The sequence below is a fragment of the Candidatus Chlorohelix allophototropha genome (assembly GCF_030389965.1).
GTDB lineage: Bacteria > Chloroflexota > Chloroflexia > Chloroheliales > Chloroheliaceae > Chlorohelix > Chlorohelix allophototropha.
In genome coordinates, this window is sequence record NZ_CP128400.1 from 1,714,362 (window position 1) to 1,739,355 (window position 24,994).

Consider the following 24,994-nt stretch of genomic DNA (forward strand, 5'->3'; position numbering starts at 1 on the left):
ATATTACAAAAAGTATTACATTCATCACATTTCTCTCATAATAATTTAAGTTTTAGCTTGATTTTTAGCATGATGTATATTACAATCATCTAAGCAATCTTTAGCATTTATAGATTGTATTATTATCAAACCAGCGCCGGGTTAGCTCCGGTAGATTGTGATTTTTTATGTTCGACAAACCGCTAACCGTTTACAATTGGAAAGATTACACTTTACCGCACCCGGACGGTTATATTGAGTTAAAAACGCCTGACATCGGAGATGTTCCGGTGCGCCTTTTCCTCACTCCAAAATTGCTGGAAGAGGTCGAGCAAGATGTATATAAGCAAATCGTCAATGCTACGCGCTTTCCGGGCGTAAAGCTGGTAGCCATCACGCCCGATGTGCATGTGGGCTACGGCGTGCCGGTGGGTAGCGTCATTCTCACCGATGACACAGTCGCGATGGGACCGGTAGGCTATGACATCGGTTGTGGTATGATCAGCGCGCGCTCGGCAGTTGAGGCAGAGAAAGCTACTCCTAAAAAGCGTCTTGAGTTCAATCGGGCAGTGATGGAACTGGTGGAAATGGGCGCAGGTGGGCATAGCCGCACCAAATTGCGCTATATCTCCGAAACCGAGTTCAACAAATTGGTGAGAGGTGGCGCGGATTACTACATCACCAAATACGGCGCAAGTTTTGACCGCAGTCGGGCAGAGCGAAACCGCATCCCGGTGGATGACAACTGGCAAATCCCGTGGGGTGGGCGCGGTCGCCCTGAGCGCGGTTTAACCCAGCTTGGTTCTCTGGGGGGTGGCAACCACTTTATGGAGTTGCAACGCTGCGTAGAAACCGACACGCTTTTTGTGCAGATACATACCGGTAGTCGGGGCTTCGGGCATGGGCTTGCCACCAACTATTTTGAATTGGCGCGTTCGGACAAACCGGGTAAGGTAAAGCATCTCGATTTGGGCTACTTTACCCCCGATTCTCCCAATCACCGCAGCTATATCAATGCGGTGGCGGCAGGGGGAAACTTCGCCATTCTGAACCGTCTCATTTTGTTTGAGCAGGTAGCAACTGCTTTCAAGCAAGTCTTTAACGCTGAGTTGGAACTGATTTACGAAATCAGCCACAACTTGGTACAGAAAGAATGGCATCCTGAGTTCGGCGAGGGGTGGGTGCATCGCAAAGGGGCAACTCGCGCCTTCCCGGCAGGGCATCCCGGCTTGAAAGGCACAAAATGGGAGAACACCGGACACCCGATTCTCATACCCGGTAGCAACAAGGATTTCAGCTTCATCCTCAAGCCGCTGGAAGGGGCGCATAAAAGCGGCTACTCGGTAAATCATGGGGCGGGGCGTAGGCTATCGCGTGGCGCTGCCAAGCAAAAGCTACACCAGCCCAAAGTTAATGAGGAGTACCGCAAGGCGGGAATCATCGTGAACGACAACGGCAATATACCGCTTGACGAATCAGAAGCTTGCTACAAGCCTGCCGAGGAAGTAGTAAACGCAGTAGTACAAGCGGGACTGGCGGAAGTTCAATACCGCTTGTTGCCGCTGGCTTCATTAAAGGGTCTAGATTAGCCGATTTTATTTCACTCTACACAGTTACGGGCAGGATTACAATTCCTGCCTTTTTTTGCTCAAAAATTAAAACTATCCGGTTGCAACCAAGCTAAAAGCGTATAACTGCTTCTGTTACGGTTTGGGAGGATGACAAAATGGTAAAAGTTTATTCACCTATATAAATATTAACAGCCTATTAACAAGATCTTAAAAGCTCTCGCTTACAATAAAAACAACGACAATTGCTCAATGGCGATATAGACACGTAAAGCATACCTTAGCTAGTATCATATAAGTGAAGGCATTATGAGTAGTGTAAACCAACCAGAGAATTCTCAGACTCGCCTAAATACCCTGAACCTAGCTTTTAAGGTTCTTAAAACCGGCAATCCGGATTCGGGTTTACGACATTTAATTATGGAGCAGTGGAAGCAGGAAGCAAATAAAGCCCTTCTTGAAGGCGATTATGAATTATTAAAATCACTGATAGTAATGCTGCACGAAGATGTAACTAAATATCCTGAATGGCAAATTTGGCTTGATCATTATACAGCCCGGATGGCATTGCAGCGTGGCGTATATAAAAATGCTGCTATTTTCTTCAATCGTCAGATAAAAGTTGCAGAATTTTATAATGCAGTTGAAACGGCTATTGAAGCGCAAGTATGGCTGGCTGAAGCTCAGATAGGTTTAAACCAGCCGCGCCAAGCCGAGTCCCTTTTGATAAAAGTTAGAGAAATTAGCCTAAAACACCAATACTTCCTGCCCTATTTACGCTCGCAGAATCGCATGGGGTTGATATACTTTTCTCTAGGAGATCAGGCTTCCTGCCGTCAATTTCTGGAAGTTGAAATTCCTAGAGTGATGGCTTTCGTAAATAAACGCACCTTGCCCGATCAAGTTACTGCCGAGATTGAGCTAGAAGAAGCCTTCACCGCTTACTGGTTGGGGCGCAGTTACAGCCTTGAACGTAAGTGGTACAAGGCTATCAATCTACTGGAGAAGTGCCTGAAAATTTACCGCCAGTATCAAAATCGTGTCGGAATATCCAACGCATTGCTGCAAATAGGCGTTGCTTACTACCTGAACGGTGAGATAGATAAAGCGGTAGAGCGGTTTGAAGAGGGCGAGAAGTTGGTCAATTATATGCAGGGGATAGAAGCCGTTAACGATTTGTTATACATGTTAGCTCAAGCTTATTTAGTACAAGAGCAACCGTGGAAAGCCTATATGACCGGACGCAGGGCGCTTTTAGCCGCTAACCACTTACAGGACAGCGGTTGGATAGCCCGCTGTTACTTTGTTCTAGGTGAAGCGCAAATTAAGCTAGGCGAAACCGAGAAGGGGCAAGCGAAAAAATTTAAAGCAGCCGAGCTATTTCCTCGTACAGAACGCAACCCACGCTGGATTGACAGTATTATTGCAATTGGCGATTTCCTTATGTCCCAGAACGACAATAATGATCACTGGGAGCAGGCGCTGGATTTTTATCGACTTGCCGGGGAGATAGTCGAAGACAGTCATCGATTTGAATACCTTGCGCCTGCGCTTGGTAAAATGGCACGCGCCTTTTTGAAGAAACCGGGCGAAGCAGACTTAGATGAGGCAGAACGGCTATACAGGTTGCAGTTACAACTGGCAGGCGATCTTGATTCAAGGGTGCTGCCTGTTGCGCTGGCAGTACAAATAAGGGTAGAAGCCCTTACCGGAATACAATGTTGTAACTCTCTAAGACTCCGTACCCTCTCTAAGACAATTGCGTTACCCCCGGAATACGCCGAAGTATATCGAGCGCAATAACTGTAATTCCATACCAAAATAGCGCAAACTAGGGGCAAGAAACGAACCCGGTTCTTCTCATTTGCGCCCTTCTAAACCCAACCGTTCTTTTTTGCGCTCTCAAAGACCGCTTCTATCACCTTCATATTTGCAACCGCATCTTCTAGCGGAGTTGGCACAGGGGTGTTATAGAGAATCGCTTGTGAAAACAAATCGCCCTGAATAGTGTACTGATCGCAAATATCCAGCATGATTTCCTCAATCTCATCACCACGCTGATGCCACATCTTGCATGGGCGATCGGGCGGGGCATTAAATGGAATTTCTATTTCCACGCGCCCTTCCGTCCCAAAAATATTAACCCGCTGGTAAGGTGATAACTGAGTTGAACAGGTAAAGGTGGCAGTACCATCGCCAAAATCGAGCAGAGCCGAAGCCATCCGGTCAGTTTTCAAGGTGGGATCATACTCCACAATGCCCATAACGCGCGTCGGTTCAGCCCCGAAAATAAAACGCGACAGTGAAATCCCGTAACAGCCGATGTCCATCATACCGCCGCCGCCAATGTCAGCCTGATTACGAATATTGGTAGGGTCGGTATTATAATAGGAAAAAACAGTCTGAACGGTGCGCAACTTGCCGATTTTCCCCTCTTGCACCAGTTGGCGGGCGCGTTGCCATTGCGGGTGAAAGCGGTACATAAAGGCTTCCATCACCTTCAGTTGTGGGTATTGGCGGGAAACATCCAGCAAATGTGCCGCTTCAGCAGATGACAAGGCTATCGGTTTCTCGCATAATACATGTTTGCCCGCTTCCAACGCTTTGATAGTCCACGGTACGTGCAAGTGATTGGGAAGGGGATTGTAAACCGCTTGAATCGTAGGGTCAGCCAACAACTCTTCATAAGAGCCGTAGGCTTTGGAAATACCCAAAGCCGCGGCTTCGGCGCGAGCAGTTTCAGCCTTGCGCGAGGCTAAGGCGACAACATCGCTGTAAACTCCCTTTTGCATCGCCGGGATTACCTTTTTTGTGCCAATTTTTGCGGCGCTCAATATACCCCATCGTATTTTGCTCATGAGTTCTCTCTCATTCTTTTTTTGTAATGTAACTATTCACCCTCCTACCCCCTCAAAGGGGAATAGGAGAGAGGAGTTCAAGGGGACACCCCTTGCCACCCCGCACAGGGGTTGCACCCCTGAGAACCCCGCTCGGATTCCGTTAGTTACATAGGTCTATTTTCTATCTGCCTGAATTGTTACTTTGTAATTATTTCTGTGGGTAACTACGCATTAATATTAGCACAAAACCGAGTAATTTAGCGGGAAAGTCGATGCGGCAAACAGGCGGTTGCAAGTTCGGAAAGGGGGTGCAGGTGGAACGCCTGCCGGGGTCGCAAGGGGTGTCCCCTTGAACTCACCCCCTCTCCTCCTCTCCGGCGGGAGTAGCAGTTATTGACCTAAAAACGTTTCTTGCAACAGCCCTGATGCGGCAAACAGGCTTCAGCACATAGCTAGACCAACAGCATTCAATCTGCTATATTCTGCGCATCTTATCGGTTAAAGAAACACACGGTGGTGATTAATGCCGGAACTTTCAACTATTTTCGTTTTTATGACAGCCTCGCTCACCCTAAACCTAGTACCGGGACCGGATATGCTCTATGTGATTGCCCGTAGCGTAGGACAAAGCCGCAGGGCTGGTCTGGTATCAGCATTAGGCATCGGTGGTGGCATTGTCGTACATACCTTACTATTAGCTTGTGGTCTATCCGCCTTGTTAATCTCGATTCCGGTGGCGTTTGAAGTGATCAAATATGCCGGGGCAGCTTACTTGCTTTATCTTGGAATAAAAACGCTCATCACCAAAGAGAACCTTTCGCTAAACGGCGCGCTACCGCAAGAAAAATTGAGTAGAATCTTCCGGCAAGGGGTGGTTACTAACGTATTGAACCCAAAAGTGGCTTTATTCTTTCTAGCGTTCCTACCACAATTCACCGACCCAAGTCGGGGCAATGCCTTCTGGCAAATTCTATTTCTGGGTACGCTATTCAATACCAGCAGCACGATTTTATACTGTGGGGTCGCGTGGGTAGCAGCCGGGGCAAGCTCTTTTCTGAACACCCGACCCGGCTTCACCAAAGCGCAACGCTGGTTTACCGGAAGCGTATTTATTTTACTAGGGGTGCGTATCGCCTTGAGCGAACGCAGTTAGAAAACAAGGGGGAGTGCGGAAAAAGACTCCACACTCCCGCCCGTATTAGTCCATGTCAATCTGAGCGCGTTGCAGTTTGCCGCTGTAATCCACGTAAACCGCTTTCCACTCGGTGAAGAAATCAATCGCAGTCCAGGCTGCCTCACGATGCCCGTTTCCAGTTTCGCGCGTACCGCCAAAAGGCAAGTGTGTTTCTGCGCCGATTGTCCCGGCATTGATATAGAGAATACCGGAAGTAATATCGCGGATTGCGGTGAAAGCGCGATTCACATCGCGAGTGTAAATTGAGGAGGATAGACCATATCTGACCGAGTTATTCACCTTGATGGCTTCCTCGAAACTACCCACCGAAATCATCGAAAGCACCGGTCCGAAGATTTCTTCCTGTGCAATCCGCATATTGGGCGTTACTCCCGTAAAAAGCGCGGGACGGTAAAACGAACCTGCTGCCAGTTCCGCTTCTTCTGCCACATATCCGCCCGTTGCTAGTTTTGCCCCTTCGCCCTGCCCGATTTTTACATACTCATGGACGCTGCTACGCTGTGTCTTATTAATTATGGGACCTACTTCGGTGGTATCCAGCAAGCCATCGCCCAACCGCAATTTCTCAATACGCGCCACCAAACGCTCGGTCAACTCTTGTTCTACCGCCTTATGCACAATCAGGCGTGAGCAAGCGGTACAACGTTGCCCGGTAGTCCCATAAGCGCTCCAGATAATACCGTCCATAGCCAAATCTAGGTCGGCATCTTCCATCACCATAATGGCATTTTTCCCGCCAAGTTCAAGTGAAACCCGTTTTAAGCGGCTGGCAGTTTCAATCAGAACCTTCTTACCAGATTCGGTGCTGCCCGTAAAGCTATAAACCTGAATATCAGGGTGTTGCACCAGCGCGTTGCCTACTTCCGCACCTGTGCCAAGCACAATATTCAGCACGCCTTCAGGTAGTCCGGCTTCTTCGCATATCTTTACCAGTTCAACCGCCACCAACGGGGTATCGGTAGCTGGTTTGAAAACCACGGTATTGCCCGTTACCAGCGCCGGGAAAATCTTCCAAGTTGGAATAGCCATCGGGAAGTTCCAAGGCGTAATCACTGCCACTATCCCAATGGGGTCGCGTACCGCCATCTGAAATTTGTTGGGCATTTCGCTGGGCGTAGTAACTCCAAACTGGCGGCGACCTTCTCCACCCATGTAGAAAGCCATATCAATGCCTTCCTGAACATCGCCCCGCGCTTCCACCAGCACTTTGCCCATTTCCTGAGTCATCAGACGCGCGATTTTTTCCTTGCGTTCAGCCAGCAACGCGCCAATCTTAAAAAGAATTTCACCCCGACGCGGCGCAGGATACTTACTCCAGCTTTCAAAGGCTTTCCGAGCCGCCGCCACCGCTTCCTCGACATCTTCCGGGCTGCTGCGAGGCAAAACACCCAATAACTTACCGTTGGCAGGGTTTTGACTTTCAAAGGTTCTGCCGTCCTTAGCCTCTACCCATTTGCCGCCAATAAAGTTCTTTGCCTTGATTATTTCGGATTCAGCTTTATCTACCATATCTTCCTCCTGTTTACAAATATTTTCATTTAACGGCTAATTTCAGTATAACCTATTTACAAAAAACCATATCCAGAAACGTTATTAGTGATTATCCTGCTGCTTTATGTAGGAGGGAGAGGTGAGGTAGTTCAAGGTGACACCCCTTGCGACCCCGACAGGCGTTCCACCTGTACCCCCTTCCAAACATACAACCGAGCTATCTCAAAAATCTTTACATTGCCTCTAAGCAGCAAACATGTTAATATTCTCGCGTTAACCATTGAACCTACCACAAAGCTGCTGTACCTGATAATAATATTAAGGAATTAAAGTGTATAAGGAGGAGCGCTCGTATTCTATTGCGAAGCGAGCGTCTAGGACAAAGGAGCTTTGTATCATGACTATTAAACGAGGTTTTCTGAAAGTCAGCCTTTTAGCGGCGCTGGTTATGCTGGTGTCGCTAGTGTTGGCGGCTTGCGGTGACAATACTGCCACCCCTGTCCCGGCTACTACCGCGGCGGCTACCAAAGCTGCCACTACTGCTGCCGGCGCGACTACTGCCGCTGGCGCTACCACTGCTGCTGCGACCACCGCATCCGGCGCGACTACTGCCGCTGCTACCACTGCCGCTGGAGCGACTACTGCTGCTGCTGCTAGTACCTTGACTGGTGATATTCCAATCGGCGCGGTTTGGTCACTAACCGGAGGCGCAGCGATTTACGGACCTTCCCAGAAAAACGCCGCTGATATGGCAGTAGATGAAATCAACAAGTCCGGCATGCTCGGCACTGCCAAAATCAAGCTGATTACCGAAGATGATCGCTCGGTCAAAGAAGGCGGTATCCCTGCCTTTGACAAACTGATCAATCAAGATAAGGTTGTGGCGATTCTCGGACCGACTCTTTCCAGCACTGCGCTTGCTACCAATCCTGTAGCGCAGGATAAGAAAGTGGTTGTATTGGGTGTTTCCAATACCGCCGGTGGTATCGTAGAAATCGGCAATTACGTCTTCCGCGACAGTCTGCCCGAAGCCTCGGTAATCCCGAACACCGTGAAAGCGACTAAGGAAAAGCTTGGCTACAAGAATGTAGCGGTAATGTACGGTGATGATGATGCCTTTACCAAATCCGGCTACGATGTTTTCAAAAAGGCGCTGGATGATAATGGGGTCAAAATCCTGACTACCGAAACCTTCAAGAAGGGCGATACCGATTTCTCGGCGCAGTTGACCAAGATTAAATCGCTCAACCCTGATGCCATCATCGTATCGGCTCTGGCAGAAGAAGCCGCCGGTATTATGAGCCAAGGTCGCCAGTTGGGTATTCCCACCACCGTGAAGTTCATCGGCGGCAACGGCTTCAACTCTGCGCAACTTGCCAAACTGGCAGGCGCAGCGGCTGAAGATGCGATTTCCGGCGCGGCATGGTTCATCAGCAATGATGCCAACGGCAACCAGAACTTCGTAAAAGCTTACACCGCCAAATACGGAACCGCCCCAGACCAATTCGCAGCACAGGCTTATGCCGGTGTTTATATCCTTGCTACCGCTATCAAAAATACCGGCGCAGCCAATTCAACCGCGATTCGCGATTCGCTGGCAAAATTGAAGGATATTGATACCATTCTGGGTAAGTTCTCGTTTGACGATACCCGCAACCCGGTTCACACCCCGATCTTGCAAATCGTCAAGAACGGCAAGTTTGAACTGTTCAAATAACAATCTTGAGGGAGAAGCGCGAAAGTGCGCTTCTCTTCTTTTTCTCTATAGCACACCACCACAGCTTAAATGGAACAATTACCTCAACAATTGGTGAACGGAATCTGGCAAGGCGCAGCGCTGGCTCTCTTTGCAGTGGGTTATACGCTGGTTTTCGGTTTGCTGGACATCGTTAACCTTGCTCACGGCGCAACCTACATGTGGGGCGCATTTTTCGGTTTTGTTTGCGTAACCAAGCTCAATTGGTCATTGTGGCTTGCTATTCCGGCTGCCATGATCGGGGCGGGGTTACTGGCAATTTTGCTCGACCGCTTGGCATTCAAGCCGCTACGTACTCTTACTCGCGGCGGGCTGGTTTTGTGGGGCGGCTTTTTAATTTTGCTGCTGGGAATTGTAGGAAAATGGGATGACCCGCTCAAATGGACGCTTATCGGAGCGGGCGCAATAATTATGTTGGTCGGGGTAGTGCAAGACTACCTCACGAAAGTCCCCTTGCAAGTACGCCAAGTGCCGCACCTCGCCCCTATGATAGCCTCCATCGGCGCATCCATCATTCTCATTAGCCTGTCGCAGGGGATTTTTGGAGCGCAAGTAGCGCGCTTTCCTCCCGGCACCGTTTCGGACGAGCCGATACAATTGGTAAGTGGCGCAGTAATTGCCCCGGTGCAATTGCTGGTGCTGGTAATCGGTGTAGTGTTGATGCTGGCGTTGAATTTCCTGATAACCCGCACTCAGGTTGGGCGTGCCATCCGTGCTATCGCCTTTAACGAACGCACCTCGCGTTTGCTCGGTATCAATGTTGACTTCGTTATCGCCCAAACCTTCTTTTTATCGGGCGCGCTGGCAGGGGCTGCCGGGGTTTTGTTGGGACTGGCAGTGCGTCGTATTGACGCAACTATGGGCAATGATGTAGAACTCGCAGGGCTTACCGTAATCATCGTGGGCGGGATGGGCAGCATTTGGGGCGCAGTTGCCGCAGCATTTCTGGTAGGAATGTTGCGCGTATTGAGTGTTGCGTATCTGGACAGCAGTTTCAGGGATGCCTTTGTATTCGGATTGCTAATTCTGGTGTTATTGGTGCGCCCTTCCGGTTTGTTCGGACGGGGCAGCAGCACTCGCGCCTAGTATCGGGATAATTTTCAAATGCCGGATTTTATCAGTAACAATATCGCCACCATCAACTTTAGCCTGATAAATATCGCGCTAGGTCTGAGTATTTTTATTACTCTCTTCACCGGAATGCTTTCTCTGGCTAACGCCGGATTCATGGCAATTGGAGCATACACCGCTGCCGTTATCGCCACTCGTACCGATTTTCCGCTGTTCGGGGGCTTCTTGCTGGCAATTATTGTCGCAGTGGTAGTGGCAATAATATTCGGCTTGCTGATAGTGAGGCTACGCGAAATCTTTCTAGCAATCGCTACGCTTGGCTTCGGTGAAATCGTGCGTATTTTCTTCCTGAATGGCGACAAAGTGGTGAAAGCCTTTACCGGCGACGAAAATACCAACGTCTTTAACGGCGCAGAAGGAATTACCATCAAATATAAAAGCCCGCAGGATATACTGGGCTTGCCGGAAACCACTTGGCCCCTGCTACTCTATGTAGCCGTCCTGATTTATTTCATGATTACCTTGCAAAAATCCCGTTTCGGACGTGTGCTATCTGCAATACGCTTGGATGAATCGGCGGCTTCCACGCTCGGTATCAACGTGGTGCGCTACCGCTTGTTGGCGTTTGTAATCGGCGCTGGTATTGCGGCAGGCGCAGGCGCACTCAGCACCCCCATTGTGCGCGTTATCGAACCCCGCAATTACGTTTTCGGGCGAGCGGTGGATATACTCGCTTCGGCGGTGCTAGGCGGTATGACCACTTGGATTGGTCCGGTGCTAGGCGCAATCCTATTGACCGCGCTGCCGGAGATTCTACGCTTCCTGAAAGACCAGCGCGAAATCGTAAACGGTTTGATAATCATGATCGCCATTATCTACTTACCGCGCGGCATCAGCGACCCGCGCTTCTGGAGCAGTTTGTGGCGCAAGCGCAAAAGCGGACAAGGTAACGCTGCGGAGGTTGCAACGGAAAAAGAAAAAGAGGTCAAGACCGGATGAGCGTTAATAATCCCACGCTATTGCAATTAAACGAGGTGAGCCGCTTCTTTGGCGGGTTGGCAGCCTTGCGTGAGGTCAGCTTTGAAGTATCGGCGGGGGTAATCTGTGGGCTTATCGGCCCAAACGGCGCGGGCAAAACCACACTGCTAAACGTGCTGAGCGGTTTGCAACCTGTATCAAGCGGCACAATTACGCTGGATAACAAAACCTTGACCGGATTGAAGCCCCATCAAATTGCCGCGCTTGGAATAGGTCGCACCTTTCAGAATATCCGCCTATTCAACGAGCTTTCGGTGTTGGAAAATGTGATGGTAGGGCATCATCTCAAGCAGCGCGGTAGCCTACTGGAAACAATTTTGCACTTGCCACGCAGCACTCGCGCCGAACGCGCCACGCGCACCGAAGCGCAAGAGCTTTTGCAGCGTCTCAACATGGAATCGCTGGCGAAGAAATCGGCGGGTGCGCTCTCCTACGGCGATCAACGCCGCGTGGAAATTGCGCGCGCATTGGCGTTAGAACCGCGCGTGCTATTGCTGGACGAACCTGCTGCCGGGATGAACAGCCACGAAACCGAGCAATTATCCAATTTCTTACTAGAATTAAAAAGTAACGGGCTGACCTTGCTTATCATCGAACACGACATGGATTTAATTATGCGGATTAGTAATAAAGTAGTGGTACTCAGTTTCGGACGCAAGCTTGCCGATGGTAGCCCGGAAGAAGTCCGCAACGATCCCAAAGTTATCGAGGCATATCTGGGCGATGAAGCCGCTTGATTAATTCATACCGGGAAACTCTGTAATGCTAATTGTTGAAAATCTACACACCTATTATGGTTCTATCGCTGCACTAAAAGGCATCAGCCTTAAAGTTGCGGAAGGCAGCGTGGTGGCGTTGGTAGGCGCGAACGGCGCAGGAAAATCTACCACCCTAAACTCCATCAGTGGGTTACTCCAACCTCGCAGCGGCTATATTCGTTATAAAGAGCGAGATATAACCGGATGGCGAGCCGATTCGGTTGCCGCGCTTGGTCTGGTGCAAGTGCCGGAAGGTCGGCAAATTCTCTCCCCGCTCTCGGTTGAAGAAAACCTGTTGCTTGGGGCTTATACGCGCCGTGACAGGGGTATAAACCGCGATCTTGAAGCTATTTTCACCCGCTTTCCGCGCCTTAAAGAGCGGCGCACGCAACTGGCAGGCTTGCTTTCAGGGGGTGAACAGCAAATGCTGGCGATAGGACGCGCCTTGATGGCAAAACCTCAGCTTTTGATGCTGGACGAACCGAGTTTGGGGTTAGCGCCCCTTATTGTGCAGGAAGTGTTCAGCATCATTTCCGAGCTAAAAGCGCAAGGTTCTACTATTCTGCTGGTAGAGCAAAACGCCCGCAAAGCCTTACAAGTGGCAGATTACGCCTATGTGCTGGAAAGTGGTCGCGTGGTAAAAGAAGGCGCGGCTGCCCAACTTCAGGGCGACCCTACCATCGTGGAGGCTTATCTCGGCAAACACTCCTGAAATTCGTAATGCGTTATGTCAACTAAGATTCAAGTTAAGTTTTCCATTAAACCATCATAATCGGGTGTATTTTATATTGACCTTTCTGCCATAAAGTATTAAACTAGGCTAACTTTCGGGTCCCCGTGCTTTTCGGACACTTTTCTATTTCCAAACTGAGCCTAAAAGAATGAGGTAAGAGCATGCCACCCGGCAAGTCAGATTTGCTGCTCGAACAGGGCATTGCCGCTTTCAAAGCCAAACGCAAAGCAGAAGCCCGCCGCTTGGTTGGTCTTGCCATCTACAAAGACCACACCAACGAAAAAGCATGGCTGTGGCTGGCAGCATTAGTAGAAGAACCTGAGCGGAAAAAAGAGTGTTTCGAGCGGGTGCTGTCGCTCAACGCTGAGAATCGAATCGCGCGGGTTGGTTTGGAAAAACTTGCCGAGCCGCCTCAAATCCCTGAGCCTGCGCAAGATTTGCCACAGCCTGAAGCGGGAGTCGAAATCAAGCTTGGCAACACCGGAACTAGCGTTTACCCCACCGCTGAAGAAGTGATTAACGCCGAATTGCGCGAAATTTCGCCTGAAGAAACCGGATTAGCAGTTATCGAATCAGGCAATGCCCCAGAAGTTCCCGCGCCTGATAAAGAAACCGCTAGAGTGCAAGGCAAAATCCACAAGGTAAAATCGCTATATGAACCTTACGTGCTAACCGACAACGGGCGTAAGTTGTTAGCGCGTCATATTTATAACGGCAGCTTTGCACTTTATAGCGCCGACTCACAATTTAAAGAGCAATCCGACCGTCTGGTAGAAGATAAGCATGAATACTATCGCACCCCCGCCAACCTGAAGAATATCGCGCTCGATAGTTTTCTTGAACAGGTAGGCAACCTACCTGAAGCCGAAGCGTTAGATTTAATTTTGAGCCTGTGCGACAATTTGTTGGCATATTACCCGAAAAAACAGGCTAAATGTTGGTTGGGAACAGGCGCACATGGGATGCACGATATTAAGGTATCGGCAGAGGGCGAGTTAGAACCTGATTTTGAATTTGTTGACATGCCTGCGACTGAACATGCCCATTTGTTTTTACCACCCGAATATAGCAAGCGTTCGGATAGAGACCAACGCAGCGATGAATTTACCGTCTGCGCCATCCTTTATTATATGATTACCGCCGATATTGAGGGTCTTACCCAGTATCGCAATCGCGGAAGGGCTTTGTTGTTCGAGCATAACGGGCAACCCCTTGATCGCAAACTGGTTAAAACGCTCGAAAAAGGGCTTGCGCTTACACCACAACGGCGTTTCCCAACCTTCCAAGCCTTACGCGATGAACTGGCGGTAGCCCATCGACAGCACTATCCTACCCGGCGTAGCGGGCTATGGAGTGCGGTAGCGGTGCTGGTAGTGGCGCTGGTTTCGGTGGCTATCATCGGACTATCGCAAAACTGGTGGAGCTTTGGAAACAAAGTCGAGCCTGTTACTACTGCGGCGCTGGCAATCACCACCGAAAAAACCGTGCCACTTATTTCCACCATCGCGCCTACAGACAGTCCCACCAATACAGCAAATTTACGCCCGACCATTTTACCGAGCGCGGCAGCAGTTGCGCCCGTTACCACTGCTTCTGCCCAAACCCAACCGGGCAGGCTCTTGCTTCAGCAATTCAGCGCGAAAGAGCCGCTAATAACCTTGTTCTTCAACGCGCTTAATCGTGATAACAAGCCGGTACAAGATATAAAAAGTCAGGGTTTGCGCCTTTACATGGATGGGCGGGAGATAACCGTTATGAAGCTTGAGCAAACAGACGAGCCGGTAACGGCGCTATTTGCACTCGATACCAGCGAAAATATGCCTATAACAGTGCTGAACCGTGCCAAAGATAGTATCAACCTGATTAGCGCAAACTTTAATAATAAAAGCCGCTTGGGCTTGCTGCGCTATGCCGTCACATCGGAAATCGCGGTAGAGTTGGGGAGCGACCCAACCAAAATCGCCGAATCTTTGAAAAACTACCGCCCGGATGGGGCAAACGCCACTTTCGATGCGCTGCTCAATGGGGTAGAACAATTCAAGGGGAGTAGCGGGCGCAAAGCTCTGGTATTGTTTACCGCCGGGGGCGATAACTTCAGCCCGTTAACGCGCCCCTCATTTATACTAGACCGCTTGCTGGAATATGACGTGAACCTTTATGTGGTCAGCTATCGCCCCACCCCACAGGCTGCCTCTAGTTTGCGCCAAATGGCTGAAATGTCAGGGGGCTATTATGCGGAGGCGCAGAACGAAAACGAACTTGGCATGGCACAGGAGAGCCTGAAGCAACTCCTGAGCCATCCCTTCAAGCTAAGTTTTAATCTAGCTGATCAGCCGGATACCAATCCGGTAACTCCCACCGCCGGACAGAAAAGACGGCTAGTTTTGCAATATTTGGTAGATGAAGCGCTGGTGGTAGCCGCAAAACTGGTGGATTAATTATAATGGCTTCGCATGTAATAGCCCGAAAAGCTCTTCTCCGGCGCGTTGGTGATGTGAGCGTTTAGGTGGATGTAGCCGTTTAATCTCGAATTTAGTTGAGAAAAGCTGTGTAACTTCGTTTGCGCTGGTGCTAAAGGGAGGACCGCCTTCCCGACCATGCGTGTAAAACACCGCTACCAGCATCCCTCCCGGTTTGAGTAGCGAGTGAATAGCATGCACATAATCCTCACGCAATCCGGGATCAATGGCACAGAAACAGGTATGCTCTACCGCAAAATCAAAACTGCCCTTGTAAGGGTTGGGCAACTTAAAGATGTCCTGTTGAACAAAGTTTATCTGGTGTGATAACCCCATCTCTTTAGCCCGTTTCTGGCTGGTGCTTACGGCAGAAGGCGCAAAATCAAAACCCGTTACCTCAAACCCTTTCGCAGCAAAAAATAAAGCATCATGCCCGTTTCCACTGCCGGGCACAACGATTTTGCCGAAGCTTGGGGCATCCTGCTCTTGGAGAAATTCCACAAAGGGCGGGGCGGGTTCTCCAATATCCCAACCGGCGCGCCCTTCACGATAGCGTTCATCCCAAAATGATGCGTTCATAGTTTTATACTTCCTTAAGCAAATTTAACTTTTAGCTCAAACAAACCGAGTCCAAACATAGCCCTTGCCATGTATTTTTGCCAACTCAGCGTTTACCTTATAAACAGCGGTCAGAACAAGAAAAGTAGCGCGTTGGATGGGGCAGTCGAATAAAGCTTAGTAATAGCAAGTCGGATATTTGAAGCATAGTTCTTTTATCGGGCAATTTCTCTCTCCAGACCACGTAGGGAAATAATAGCATACAAGTGCGCAGAGTCACATTAATAAAGTAATTGCATCACAGTATAAAAATGCAATATTTGTTAAATTTAATATAGTAGTAGTAAAGAGTAAGTAAGGGTATTTTTCCAACAGTGAAGCAAAACCACACCCCACTATTTCTTCGCTTACTCGCCATTTAAAAGAAATAAGCTGTTGTTCGAACTTCCTGATTGGAGGGGCATTATGGTCATCGATAATGAAACTGCTACCGTAACAACTCGCAGATTAATTGCTCTTGGTATTTGTGAATATCATCAGGACAACAAACAGGCAGCCTTCGAACATTTTCAGAAAGCGCTTGAACTTGAACCGACTAATGAAACCGCGCTAATTTGGTGTGGGCGACTCTCCTGCAACCCGGAAGAAGCTAAAATGTACCTCAATCGGATTTTAAGCCGCAATCCGCAGAACACTATCGCAAAAAGATATTATGAATTGGTGGAAAAAAAAGAGCGCACAAATACTAAACAAGCAACCCTCAAAACCCCGAAAGAGTATTACGACAACGATAAAGTACAGGTGAAGGTAGCGGAGTATTTGGTCAAACGTGGAGTTCTAAACGAATTAAAAGTGCGGGCGGCTTTACATTACCAAGCTTGTATGCGCCTAGAAGGTAAAATATACCGCTTGGACGAAATACTATCAGATTTCGGCTATCTCGCCGAAGCACAAATGCTAACCGCCGCACAATCTTTTCTTGATCTTTAGCAGTAATCGCAGCGTGTAAATCTCACGCAGATCGGTCGTTTAATGCACCTTGATTATAGCCCCCATGCATCAAACATTTGAGATGGGCAGTGGTCAGCCCGGCGCTTACTAATGTTCCGGTAAGCTGAATACGTTTGCACATAAACTGGCGCAAACTTGTTTCCAAGTCTCGATCGTGCCAAATTATGGACTCAAGAGTTCTATAAAATAACCGGAGAATTTTCAGTTCTTCTTCAAGGCAAGCGCCTCTTTTCAGAGAAAATGTGGCAAAGGTAGAATATTCTTTACCGTTCAGGGGCTGGAAACAACTAAAGGGCAAATAACGCTCGGTCAAGTAGAAAAGCACTTCTTCTGATAAATCTTGAAAATGGGTGTTACCGGATTGTTTTATTGCCTGTGTTGTTTCTACCAGAATCTGTTCGCGATTTAAATTAATCCAGGCATCCAGTTGGTAGCTACACTCAGCCTCAGTATTATTTTGCATAAGTCACCCAAGACCAGGATAAGTTGTACTGCCTAATTAAAAATAAACAGTTAACAATACTACAGTATTTTATAAATGGGAAAGCAGTGAACATAAACTGATACCAGAAATAATCACAAGTTGTGATAATTGTAACATGCGAATCATCGTTACAAAATATACAAAGGATTTCAAAACACGTCCTTTTATAGGTCTAAAGCATTAAAATAGACGGGTGGTTAGCCCGTCCAATTTATATGCTTTTTACTCTATTATTTGATTCTGAACCTAATCTCGGTATCTCACCTCGTAATTAGGCGCTTCTTTGGTAATAACGACATCATGCGGGTGGCTTTCTTTCAAGCTGGCGGAAGTAATTTGCATGAAGCGTGAGTTGGTTTGAAGCTCATTAATAGAACCTGCCCCCACATAGCCCATACCACTCCGCAAGCCGCCCATTAACTGGAATACCAGATTGCTCAGAGAACCGCGATATGGCACGCGCCCTTCAATGCCTTCCGGCACAAGCTTAACCGAATCTTTTATTTCATCCTGATGGTAACGCTCGCGTGCGCCTTCGCCCGCTTTCATCGCCCCCATCGAACCCATCCCGCGATATTCCTTGAAGTGTTCGCCTTGGAATAAAACCACATCTCCGGGGCTTTCTTCTACCCCTGCGAATAGCGAACCAATCATAACGGTGCTTGCACCCGCCGCTAATGCCTTGGTAATATCGCCACTGTATTTCACACCACCATCCGCTATAACCGGAATATTATATTTTGCGCCAACCTCGGCAGCTTCCATAATTGCCGTTACCTGCGGCACGCCCACCCCTGTTACCACGCGCGTAGTACAGATTGAGCCGGGACCTACCCCGATTCGAACCGCATCCGCACCCGCTTTAATCAGAGCTTCCGTACCATCGCCTGTCGCCACATTTCCGGCAATAATCGCCACATTGGGGAATTTCTCTTTAAGCTGGGTTACAGCCCGCTGTACTGCCCGCGCATGCCCATGAGAGCTATCCAACACCAGTACATCCACATTGTGGCGTACCAGTTCGCCAGCCCGATCCAGCATATCGCGTCCAACCCCTAACGCCGCGCCACACAGCAACCGACCGATATGGTCTTTGGCAGCATTGGGATATTTTATCTTTTTCTGAATATCCTTAACGGTAATCAAACCCTTCAAAAAGCCGTGTTCATCCACAATCGGCAACTTCTCGATACGATACTGATGCAGGATTTTTTTGGCTTCATCCAGCGTAGTACCCATCGGAGCGGTAATCAACCGTTTATTGGTCATCAATTCCGAAATGGGCTTACTAAAATCTTCCTCGAAGCGAATATCGCGGTTGGTGAGAATACCTACCAGCAAACCCCTATCATCAGTGATGGGAATACCGCTGATATGGAATTTCTCCATCATCGCTAAACCTTCGCTCAAGTTGGTAGTGGGCTTAAGCGTGATAGGGTCGAGAATCATACCCGCCTCACTGCGTTTAACCTTATCCACTTCCTCCGCCTGACGCTCAATAGTGAGGTTACGATGGATAACGCCTAGACCACCCTCCTGAGCCAACGCAATAGCCATACGTGCCTCAGTAACAGTATCCATCGGAGAACTAAGCAACGGGATTTTTAATCTAATATTCTGGGTCAGGTTAGTGGAAACATCCACTGTAGCAGGAATAACTTCCGAATCTGAGGGAATCAAAAGCACATCGTCAAAAGTTAAACCCGTATAAACAAAACGGTCACTGATTGCCATTACTCCATCCTCATATAAATGAATACAAAGAAGCCCCGACTCGCTCGGGGCTTACGGTCTTACACACTCAATGGGCTATTTTCAAGTTACTACGTATCTGTTCCAAATGTTCCTCAGTTTGGCTTACCAGAGCAGAGGCAACATCCATAACATTGAGATGCCCTCGTTCTTGATGAAAAGCGCCTTTCAGCCATTGTAAAGGACCTAAGCCCTTGAATAACTCAAGATTGCGTTCTCGATTGGTGTCCCATTCCTGAAGTACTTCCTCCCAAAGTTGGCGTGAATAACCTTTTTCTTCTGCCAGCTCATCGGGATTAAAGGAACGAAGGAACGGTTCATCATCTTCCACCATACGTACACAACGATCATGAAATATTTCATCAACATCGCGCATATGGCAGATAATTTCCTTCACACTCCATTCCTGTGGAGTGGGTTTAAATTCGTAAAGCTTTGGGCTGAGCCCCTCTATTTCCCGGTTTAGAAGCTGAGTCAGTTCTGAAAGCTTCTTGATAGTTACTTTTGCTTGGGCTATAGTTTCGGACTCGAACATAATATCTCTACTCCCTGTGTCAGATGCCGGTTTAGTGAATTGATAAGCAGTACTATTTACTAAAAACCGCTTTATAGCGCTCGAAATCCGCAGGAGTATTAAGATTTAAGAAACTGCGCAAAGCCGGGTCATATTGTTCCAACTCACTGCTTAACACGTACCGGGTAACTATCGAAGCCAGAAAGTCGGACATTTTAAATCTATTTTCGCCCAGATATTCTTTAACAACCGCTAACACCCTTGCGTTATAAATAGCGCAAAGTGGCTCAGGTAGCCCCTCCGGGTTCAACGGCACCAAAGCGTCCCTCGATTTGCCTTCTTCTTCCCATTCAACCAGCGCTTTAAGCAACTCGGTTTGGACAAAAGGCATATCACACGCCAGCAAAAGATATTGTTGTGCCACCAGAGCTTCTATACCTGCTTCAAGACCCGCCAAAGGACCGCCACCCGGTTGATTATCTACTACTACCTGCAGGCTTGGTTTTAGAAACTCGTATTTTTCGGGCTGGTTTGTAACAAGCACAATACCGGCGCTTGCTACCGGGCGAGCCGCCTCTACTATCATTTCAAGCAGAGTCAAACCGTCCTTTTCAAACTTCAGCAAGGCTTTGTCAATGCCCATCCTACGGCTCCGACCACCTGCCAAAATTATAACACCTGTGTTTTTACTCAACTGTACTCCTCATAACGCTGACCTGAGTCCATACTTTAGGTCATAATTATCAATTTTATGCTACCACAACCTACAATGTATTGCAATCATAATAAAGTTGCGGCTCACCTTAAGCCGTGTTAAGATGTGCTCTGAAATTTTAAGACTGCAATATTTTGTATTTTTAATCTTTTTTCTGGACACCATCAATTCCACCTATGGCGCTACCTAAGAATTTATCCATACACCGTAACCATTGCAATCGCCGTTTAGTCGGCAAGGTAACGGTGGTTTTTGTCTTTTTAGGACCTATACTGGTGCCGCTGTTGTGGAGCAGTGGTGTTCCACTTTTTATGGATATCGCCGATTTTAGTTGGAACATCGGGCAAGCCATTTGCGCACACACCGAGAAAAGCTTTACTATAGGTGGGGAACCGATGATGGTGTGTGCGCGTTGTTTTGGCGCATGTACAGGCTTACTGGTAACAAGTTTACTTTATTATTACACGGGGCTGTTGCGTGCCCGTTTACCGCGCAACCGCCTGCACCTTGCTACCTTAATTGCGCTTTTATTTATGCCGTGGCTCATCGATAGCGCTTTGCAACGGCTTGATTTGTGGCAAACCGACATGTGGTTGATGTTCCCAACCGGCTTTCTGGGTGGAAGCGCGTTGGTTTTTGCGCCTTTCCTGTTCTCGCCCTTGCCCGAAAAAGAGGTGCAAGCCGAGGATAAGCTTGAACCAGATTTCTATCTACCTGAAGCGGTGCATGAACTTGCCATCGGAAAATAATTCCTGAGAAGGTGTAAAGAGATGATTTATTGCGTGGCTGTTACGACCCGTCAGAACCACACCGAACTGGTAAATTACTCCCCAAACGGGCTGGTGATTTCCCGCTCGCGCCTTTACTTGCTTGAGTTTGAAAATGAAATTGAGCGCGAATTGGCGGAAAACGCTGCCCGGAAGGTGGCAAATACTCTTTTCAGCGACCCGGTAATAGAAGAAGCCAATATCGGTCCGGCAGAAGCTTTGCTAAAAAGCTTGAACGAAACGAGCGAAGCATTTGCCTTGCTTACCGCCTATCGTCCCGGTGTCACCGATACCACCGGCGAGAGCGTTTTTATCGGCTACCGGGTGCTGGCAGAACATGAAACGGGCTTGCCGCCGCTTAAGCGTGTGCGCACTGCCGATTTATACCTACTCAAAGAAAATAACCCCGCCTATGTGCGGCAACATCTGATTAACGAATTAATTCAGGAAAGCGTAGCGCTTACGGGTGATGTCGGTAAATTTCTCGACCATCAGTTCCATTTCGAACATTCCGCAAAAGGGTTAGCGCGTATTATCCCAATTCGTGAGGTGGAAGAAGCCGAGTTGGAACGAATCTCCCGCGATGGTTTGCTGGCTTTGAGTTTGGCAGAAATGCAAGCGATACAGGCATTTTTCCGGCAAGAACAACGCGACCCTACCGATGTGGAACTGGAGACGCTGGCGCAAACTTGGAGCGAGCATTGCGTGCATAAGACCTTTAAAGCGCGCGTCACTTACACCGAAACCGACCACACCGGAGAAGTAGCTGAAGAACATATAATTGACGGTTTGTTCAAAGAGGGAATTGCTGCGCCCACCCATCAAATGAACAAGAAGTGGATTATCTCCGCTTTCGTGGATAACGCCGGAATCATCAGCTTTGATCGCCACCACGACTTGAGCTTTAAAGCTGAAACCCATAACCATCCTAGCGCGTTAGAGCCTTTTGGCGGGGCTAATACCGGGTTAGGGGGGGTAATTCGCGATATTATGGCAGTATCGGCTAAACCTATCGCTAACACCGATGTTTTTTGCTTTGGTATGCCCGATACCGATCCTGCCACCTTACCCACCGATGTCCTTCCCCCACAGCGGGTATTTGATGGAGTGGTAGGCGGCGTGCGCGATTACGGCAACAAGATGGGTATCCCCACCGTCAACGGCGCAATCCTGTTTGATCTCGGCTATGTAGCTAATCCACTGGTATTTTGCGGCACGGTAGGCATCGCCCCACATGGCAGCCATCCTAGCAACCTCCAACCGGGCGATCTGGTAGTGGTTGTGGGGGGACGCACCGGGCGCGATGGTATTCATGGAGCAACTTTCAGTTCCATTGAACTGGGTGGCGAGCAAGTCGCTGCCGAAGCGGGTAGCGTGGTGCAAATCGGCAACCCCATCGTGGAAAAGAAAACTCTCGACCTGATTCTCAAAGCGCGTGACCTTAAGCTCTATAGCGCCATCACCGACTGCGGTGGCGGCGGTTTGAGCAGCGCGGTGGGCGAGATGGGCAAAGAGACTGGTGTGCGGGTAGAGCTTGAGAAAATACCGCTAAAGTACGCCGGGCTGGAGCCATGGGAAATTTGGTTGAGCGAAGCGCAAGAACGCATGTTGCTGGCAATACACCCCGCTAACCTTGATAAATTCATGGAGTTATGTAAACTTGAGGATGTGGAAGCCACTGTAGTAGGCGAATTTACGAACGACAAGACGTTAACCTTGAACTATGCCGGGAACACTGTCGGTAGCCTAAAAATGGACTTCCTGCATGATGGCTTGCCTCGGCGCGAGCTTTCGGCACGTTGGCAAAGACGCGCCATCCGCCCACGCAATCTGCGCGCCCACTACGAACACCATCGCCCTTATCAAGGCTATGAAAATGTTTTGCTCAAAATCCTAGCCGACCCCAATATCGCCAGCAAAGAGCAGGTTATACGCCTGTACGATCACGAGGTACAGGGTGGCACAGTAGTTAAGCCCTTGGTGGGGCAAGCAAATGACGGACCAAGCGATGCCGCGGTGATTCGTCCTTTACCGGACTCAAAGCGGGGCGTTGTTATCTCAAACGGTATTAATCCGCGCTACAGTTTGATTGACCCTTACCACATGGCAGCTTGCGCCATTGATGAAGCAGTACGCAATGCTGTGGCGGTTGGCGCAGATATAAAGCATATGGCGTTGCTGGATAATTTCTGCTGGGGCAACCCAAACGTACCTGAGCGATTGGGCGAACTGACCCGCGCTGTTATGGCATGCCGCGATTACGCGCTTGCTTTTAGTCTGCCTTTTATCAGCGGTAAGGACAGCCTTAACAACGAGTACAAAGACCCGGCGACAGGCAAGCGCATTGCTATCCCCGGTACTTTGCTGGTTTCTGCCATCGCTATAATTGAGGATGTGGAGCGAGCAGTTACGATGGACTTAAAGCAGCCCGGAAACCTAATCTACATACTGGGACGAACACGCCCCGAACTCGGCGCAAGTTATTACAGCAAACTGCACGGCTTGATTGATGGCGAAGTGCCGAAAGTTGAAGCCGGGTCAGCCCTGCGCAACTTCCGCGCCCTGTCCAAAGCCATCCATGAAGGCTTGGTGAGTAGCTGTCACGACCTCTCCGAAGGTGGGTTGGCAGTTGCGGCGGCAGAAATGGCGATTGCGGGCGGTTACGGCATGCGCCTCGACCTGCTACATTTGCCCTATTCCGGGCTAAGGCGCGACCGCACCAATGCCGCAATCTTATTCAGCGAAACGCCAAGCCGTTTCCTGATAGAAGTTGAGCCTGACAAGAAAGAAGCTTTTGAAGCAGCGATGCACGGGACGATTTTCGCCCGTATTGGGGTTGTACTAGAGGACGATGAGTTCTCCATTACAGGGCTTTCCAGCGCTACTATGCTACGCTTGCATATTGGCGCATTAAAAGCAGCCTGGAAAGAACCACTCTTTGCCCGATAAGAATCTTCAAATTACGCTTGCCACTCTACCCGATGCCGCCGCAATCCGCGATACGCTGGAACAGGCACGCGCTTGGATGGCAAGCCTCGGAGAAAATCACTGGCCCGTGCCATTTCAGCCAGAGTGGATTGAGTCGAAGGTAAGCGCGGGTGAATTTTGGGTGGTGCGGCTGGATGGGCAAATTGCGGGTGAGTTTAGGCTCATCCATTATGACCCTGACTTCTGGGGCGAAGATGACGGCGATTGCCTGTACTTCCACACTTTCTCGATCAGGCGCGAATTTGCCGGACTAAAATTAGGTAGCCAAGTGCTGGATTGGCTTAAGGGCTACGCCGTTTCGCTAGGCAAGCGTTATATTCGGCTAGACACTCCCGCCGAAAACCCTATATTAAACGTCTACTATAAAAAGGCGGGTTTTAGCGGTGTGACGCAAATGTCTTTGCGCGGAATAGAATGGACGCTATACCAGTTTGAGCTTGGCGCCAAAGCCTAACCCGATTATTTACCCAACTTCTTCTTCAGTGCCTCAAGCCGCGCCGTAATTTCTTCTTCTTCAATCAGTTTTTCCAACTCGCGTTGCGCCATATAAGCCTTTAAATCCTGCTGGCTATTTGCGGCAAACAGTTCTTCTATCTGAATTTTGCCGATAATATAATCTAGCATTTCAAACGGCACCCGCACATTTTCGCTCAACGATGGGGAAGTGGGGGGTACGCTTTTCATACCGCTGGCAGACTTGCTAAAATCGTCCACCGCTTGCACACTCCACTCGTGTTCCGCCAACTCCTTTATCAGACTCAAGGGGATAGTCAGATGATGTGCGCCTGCCAATAGCGTATCCAAAGCTTGCGCCGGGGTTTTAACGCTGGCAGCCAGAATCTCGGTGGGTAATGATTTTTCTAGATAAAGCAGCGACAGATTTTCGACTAATTCTAGCGGGTTGCCGCCGAGCCTTTCGGTACGGCTAACATAAGGTATCACATAACGCGCCCCTGCCAAAGCCGCCAACCAACCCTGTTGCGCACTGAAAAGCGTAGTAACCGCGCATGTAACCTGCGAACTCATTTGGGATACTACCTTCAACCCGTTGAGGTTGCAGGGGATTTTCAGGATGATTTTGCCCGGCGCAACCGCATGCGCTTGCCATGCTTCCTTAATCATCTCTTCGGGAGTAGAAGCAATAAGCTGATAAAATACCGGTCCGGGAAAAACAACCGTCATCTTTTTGAGATGCTCAAAGGGAGTAGAGGTCTCTTTTGCCAACAAAGTAGGGTTAGTGGTGATTCCCGCTATGAACCCATAGCTTGCCGCTTCTTGGGCATCACTCAAGCTGGCTGAGTCAAGATAAAGAGCCAC

The 24,994-nt window shown here is 49.1% G+C and carries 21 protein-coding genes; 13 read left to right on the plus strand and 8 right to left on the minus strand.

Annotated elements, in window-relative coordinates:
- Nucleotides 1-167: 167 nt before the first annotated feature.
- Nucleotides 168-1,568 (plus strand): RtcB family protein, encoded by a 1,401-nt coding sequence (locus OZ401_RS19915; protein WP_341470272.1) that lies wholly within the window; start codon nucleotides 168-170, stop codon nucleotides 1,566-1,568.
- A 288-nt stretch (nucleotides 1,569-1,856) separates the two neighbouring features.
- Nucleotides 1,857-3,350 carry a tetratricopeptide repeat protein gene (locus tag OZ401_RS19920; protein WP_341470273.1) on the plus strand — a complete coding sequence of 498 codons (1,494 nt, stop codon included), beginning with the start codon at nucleotides 1,857-1,859 and terminating at the stop codon, nucleotides 3,348-3,350.
- A 71-nt stretch (nucleotides 3,351-3,421) separates the two neighbouring features.
- Here OZ401_RS19920 and OZ401_RS19925 read toward each other — a convergent pair whose 3' ends face one another.
- A complete protein-coding gene (locus OZ401_RS19925; protein WP_341470274.1) occupies nucleotides 3,422-4,405 on the minus strand; it encodes a Gfo/Idh/MocA family protein in 984 nt (327 codons plus the stop codon).
- A 505-nt stretch (nucleotides 4,406-4,910) separates the two neighbouring features.
- On the opposite strand from OZ401_RS19925, the gene OZ401_RS19930 reads away from it, so the two are divergent.
- A complete protein-coding gene (locus tag OZ401_RS19930) occupies nucleotides 4,911-5,540 on the plus strand; it encodes a LysE family translocator (protein WP_341470275.1) in 630 nt (209 codons plus the stop codon).
- 45 nt (nucleotides 5,541-5,585) lie between these two features.
- On the opposite strand, the gene OZ401_RS19935 is transcribed toward OZ401_RS19930, so the two are convergent.
- Nucleotides 5,586-7,091, minus strand: coding sequence for an aldehyde dehydrogenase family protein (locus OZ401_RS19935; RefSeq protein WP_341470276.1), 1,506 nt, complete (start codon nucleotides 7,089-7,091; stop codon nucleotides 5,586-5,588).
- A 379-nt stretch (nucleotides 7,092-7,470) separates the two neighbouring features.
- On the opposite strand from OZ401_RS19935, the gene OZ401_RS19940 reads away from it, so the two are divergent.
- The 6 genes from OZ401_RS19940 to OZ401_RS19965 all read left to right on the plus strand — a co-directional run bounded on the left by OZ401_RS19940 (nucleotide 7,471) and on the right by OZ401_RS19965 (nucleotide 14,867).
- Nucleotides 7,471-8,790 carry an ABC transporter substrate-binding protein gene (locus OZ401_RS19940; RefSeq protein ID WP_341470277.1) on the plus strand — a complete coding sequence of 440 codons (1,320 nt, stop codon included), beginning with the start codon at nucleotides 7,471-7,473 and terminating at the stop codon, nucleotides 8,788-8,790.
- 69 nt (nucleotides 8,791-8,859) lie between these two features.
- Nucleotides 8,860-9,915: a branched-chain amino acid ABC transporter permease gene (locus OZ401_RS19945; protein WP_341470278.1), complete on the plus strand. Its 1,056-nt coding sequence runs from the start codon at nucleotides 8,860-8,862 to the stop codon at nucleotides 9,913-9,915.
- 18 nt (nucleotides 9,916-9,933) lie between these two features.
- Nucleotides 9,934-10,899, plus strand: a complete 966-nt coding sequence (locus OZ401_RS19950) for a branched-chain amino acid ABC transporter permease (RefSeq protein ID WP_341470279.1) — start codon at nucleotides 9,934-9,936, stop codon at nucleotides 10,897-10,899.
- Complete coding sequence (locus OZ401_RS19955) at nucleotides 10,896-11,675, plus strand: ABC transporter ATP-binding protein (RefSeq protein WP_341470280.1); 780 nt, start codon at nucleotides 10,896-10,898, stop codon at nucleotides 11,673-11,675. The genes OZ401_RS19950 and OZ401_RS19955 overlap by 4 nt, the downstream gene beginning before the upstream one ends.
- A 25-nt stretch (nucleotides 11,676-11,700) precedes the next feature.
- Nucleotides 11,701-12,408: an ABC transporter ATP-binding protein gene (locus tag OZ401_RS19960; protein ID WP_341470281.1), complete on the plus strand. Its 708-nt coding sequence runs from the start codon at nucleotides 11,701-11,703 to the stop codon at nucleotides 12,406-12,408.
- 182 nt (nucleotides 12,409-12,590) lie between these two features.
- On the plus strand, nucleotides 12,591-14,867 hold the full coding sequence (locus OZ401_RS19965; protein WP_341470282.1) for a VWA domain-containing protein: 2,277 nt from the start codon (nucleotides 12,591-12,593) through the stop codon (nucleotides 14,865-14,867).
- Here the strand turns inward: OZ401_RS19965 and OZ401_RS19970 are convergent, their stop codons facing one another.
- Nucleotides 14,868-15,467 carry a methyltransferase domain-containing protein gene (locus tag OZ401_RS19970; RefSeq protein WP_341470283.1) on the minus strand — a complete coding sequence of 200 codons (600 nt, stop codon included), beginning with the start codon at nucleotides 15,465-15,467 and terminating at the stop codon, nucleotides 14,868-14,870. It lies immediately after the preceding gene.
- A gap of 444 nt (nucleotides 15,468-15,911) precedes the next feature.
- Here OZ401_RS19970 and OZ401_RS19975 point away from each other — a divergent pair, with 444 nt between their 5' ends.
- On the plus strand, nucleotides 15,912-16,436 hold the full coding sequence (locus OZ401_RS19975) for a tetratricopeptide repeat protein (protein ID WP_341470284.1): 525 nt from the start codon (nucleotides 15,912-15,914) through the stop codon (nucleotides 16,434-16,436).
- Nucleotides 16,437-16,458: 22 nt separating this feature from the next.
- Here OZ401_RS19975 and OZ401_RS19980 read toward each other — a convergent pair whose 3' ends face one another.
- The 4 genes from OZ401_RS19980 to mobA form a co-directional block, all read right to left on the minus strand.
- Complete coding sequence (locus OZ401_RS19980; RefSeq protein ID WP_341470285.1) at nucleotides 16,459-16,920, minus strand: hypothetical protein; 462 nt, start codon at nucleotides 16,918-16,920, stop codon at nucleotides 16,459-16,461.
- Nucleotides 16,921-17,187: 267 nt separating this feature from the next.
- Complete coding sequence (gene guaB / locus OZ401_RS19985; protein WP_341470286.1) at nucleotides 17,188-18,675, minus strand: IMP dehydrogenase; 1,488 nt, start codon at nucleotides 18,673-18,675, stop codon at nucleotides 17,188-17,190.
- A gap of 67 nt (nucleotides 18,676-18,742) precedes the next feature.
- A complete protein-coding gene (locus OZ401_RS19990) occupies nucleotides 18,743-19,228 on the minus strand; it encodes a DinB family protein (protein ID WP_341470287.1) in 486 nt (161 codons plus the stop codon).
- A gap of 52 nt (nucleotides 19,229-19,280) precedes the next feature.
- On the minus strand, nucleotides 19,281-19,901 hold the full coding sequence (gene mobA, locus OZ401_RS19995; protein ID WP_341470288.1) for a molybdenum cofactor guanylyltransferase: 621 nt from the start codon (nucleotides 19,899-19,901) through the stop codon (nucleotides 19,281-19,283).
- Nucleotides 19,902-20,098: 197 nt separating this feature from the next.
- Here mobA and OZ401_RS20000 point away from each other — a divergent pair, with 197 nt between their 5' ends.
- The 3 genes from OZ401_RS20000 to OZ401_RS20010 are packed head-to-tail and all read left to right on the plus strand — an operon-like array spanning nucleotide 20,099 to nucleotide 24,131.
- Nucleotides 20,099-20,671: a DUF2085 domain-containing protein gene (locus tag OZ401_RS20000; protein ID WP_341470289.1), complete on the plus strand. Its 573-nt coding sequence runs from the start codon at nucleotides 20,099-20,101 to the stop codon at nucleotides 20,669-20,671.
- A 33-nt stretch (nucleotides 20,672-20,704) separates the two neighbouring features.
- A complete protein-coding gene (gene purL / locus OZ401_RS20005; protein WP_341470290.1) occupies nucleotides 20,705-23,638 on the plus strand; it encodes a phosphoribosylformylglycinamidine synthase subunit PurL in 2,934 nt (977 codons plus the stop codon).
- The gene (locus OZ401_RS20010; protein WP_341470291.1) at nucleotides 23,628-24,131 is read left to right on the plus strand and encodes a GNAT family N-acetyltransferase; all 504 of its coding nucleotides are present in this window, start codon (nucleotides 23,628-23,630) and stop codon (nucleotides 24,129-24,131) included. The genes purL and OZ401_RS20010 overlap by 11 nt, the downstream gene beginning before the upstream one ends.
- A gap of 5 nt (nucleotides 24,132-24,136) precedes the next feature.
- On the opposite strand, the gene OZ401_RS20015 is transcribed toward OZ401_RS20010, so the two are convergent.
- Nucleotides 24,137-24,994, minus strand: a complete 858-nt coding sequence (locus OZ401_RS20015; protein WP_341470292.1) for a transaldolase family protein — start codon at nucleotides 24,992-24,994, stop codon at nucleotides 24,137-24,139.

What these genes read in the sequence shown, in the direction of transcription:
- OZ401_RS19935 (WP_341470276.1), bottom strand. Translation starts at nt 7,091, where the DNA reads ATGGTAGATAAAGCTGAATCCGAAATAATCAAGGCAAAGAACTTTATT.
- OZ401_RS19925 (WP_341470274.1), bottom strand. Translation starts at nt 4,405, where the DNA reads ATGAGCAAAATACGATGGGGTATATTGAGCGCCGCAAAAATTGGCACA.
- OZ401_RS19950 (WP_341470279.1), top strand. Translation starts at nt 9,934, where the DNA reads ATGCCGGATTTTATCAGTAACAATATCGCCACCATCAACTTTAGCCTG.
- OZ401_RS20000 (WP_341470289.1), top strand. Translation starts at nt 20,099, where the DNA reads ATGGCGCTACCTAAGAATTTATCCATACACCGTAACCATTGCAATCGC.
- guaB (WP_341470286.1), bottom strand. Translation starts at nt 18,675, where the DNA reads ATGGCAATCAGTGACCGTTTTGTTTATACGGGTTTAACTTTTGACGAT.
- OZ401_RS19980 (WP_341470285.1), bottom strand. Translation starts at nt 16,920, where the DNA reads ATGCAAAATAATACTGAGGCTGAGTGTAGCTACCAACTGGATGCCTGG.
- OZ401_RS19915 (WP_341470272.1), top strand. Translation starts at nt 168, where the DNA reads ATGTTCGACAAACCGCTAACCGTTTACAATTGGAAAGATTACACTTTA.
- OZ401_RS19990 (WP_341470287.1), bottom strand. Translation starts at nt 19,228, where the DNA reads ATGTTCGAGTCCGAAACTATAGCCCAAGCAAAAGTAACTATCAAGAAG.
- OZ401_RS19940 (WP_341470277.1), top strand. Translation starts at nt 7,471, where the DNA reads ATGACTATTAAACGAGGTTTTCTGAAAGTCAGCCTTTTAGCGGCGCTG.
- OZ401_RS19965 (WP_341470282.1), top strand. Translation starts at nt 12,591, where the DNA reads ATGCCACCCGGCAAGTCAGATTTGCTGCTCGAACAGGGCATTGCCGCT.
- OZ401_RS19930 (WP_341470275.1), top strand. Translation starts at nt 4,911, where the DNA reads ATGCCGGAACTTTCAACTATTTTCGTTTTTATGACAGCCTCGCTCACC.
- OZ401_RS19920 (WP_341470273.1), top strand. Translation starts at nt 1,857, where the DNA reads ATGAGTAGTGTAAACCAACCAGAGAATTCTCAGACTCGCCTAAATACC.
- OZ401_RS19945 (WP_341470278.1), top strand. Translation starts at nt 8,860, where the DNA reads ATGGAACAATTACCTCAACAATTGGTGAACGGAATCTGGCAAGGCGCA.
- OZ401_RS19970 (WP_341470283.1), bottom strand. Translation starts at nt 15,467, where the DNA reads ATGAACGCATCATTTTGGGATGAACGCTATCGTGAAGGGCGCGCCGGT.
- OZ401_RS19975 (WP_341470284.1), top strand. Translation starts at nt 15,912, where the DNA reads ATGGTCATCGATAATGAAACTGCTACCGTAACAACTCGCAGATTAATT.
- OZ401_RS19960 (WP_341470281.1), top strand. Translation starts at nt 11,701, where the DNA reads ATGCTAATTGTTGAAAATCTACACACCTATTATGGTTCTATCGCTGCA.
- OZ401_RS19955 (WP_341470280.1), top strand. Translation starts at nt 10,896, where the DNA reads ATGAGCGTTAATAATCCCACGCTATTGCAATTAAACGAGGTGAGCCGC.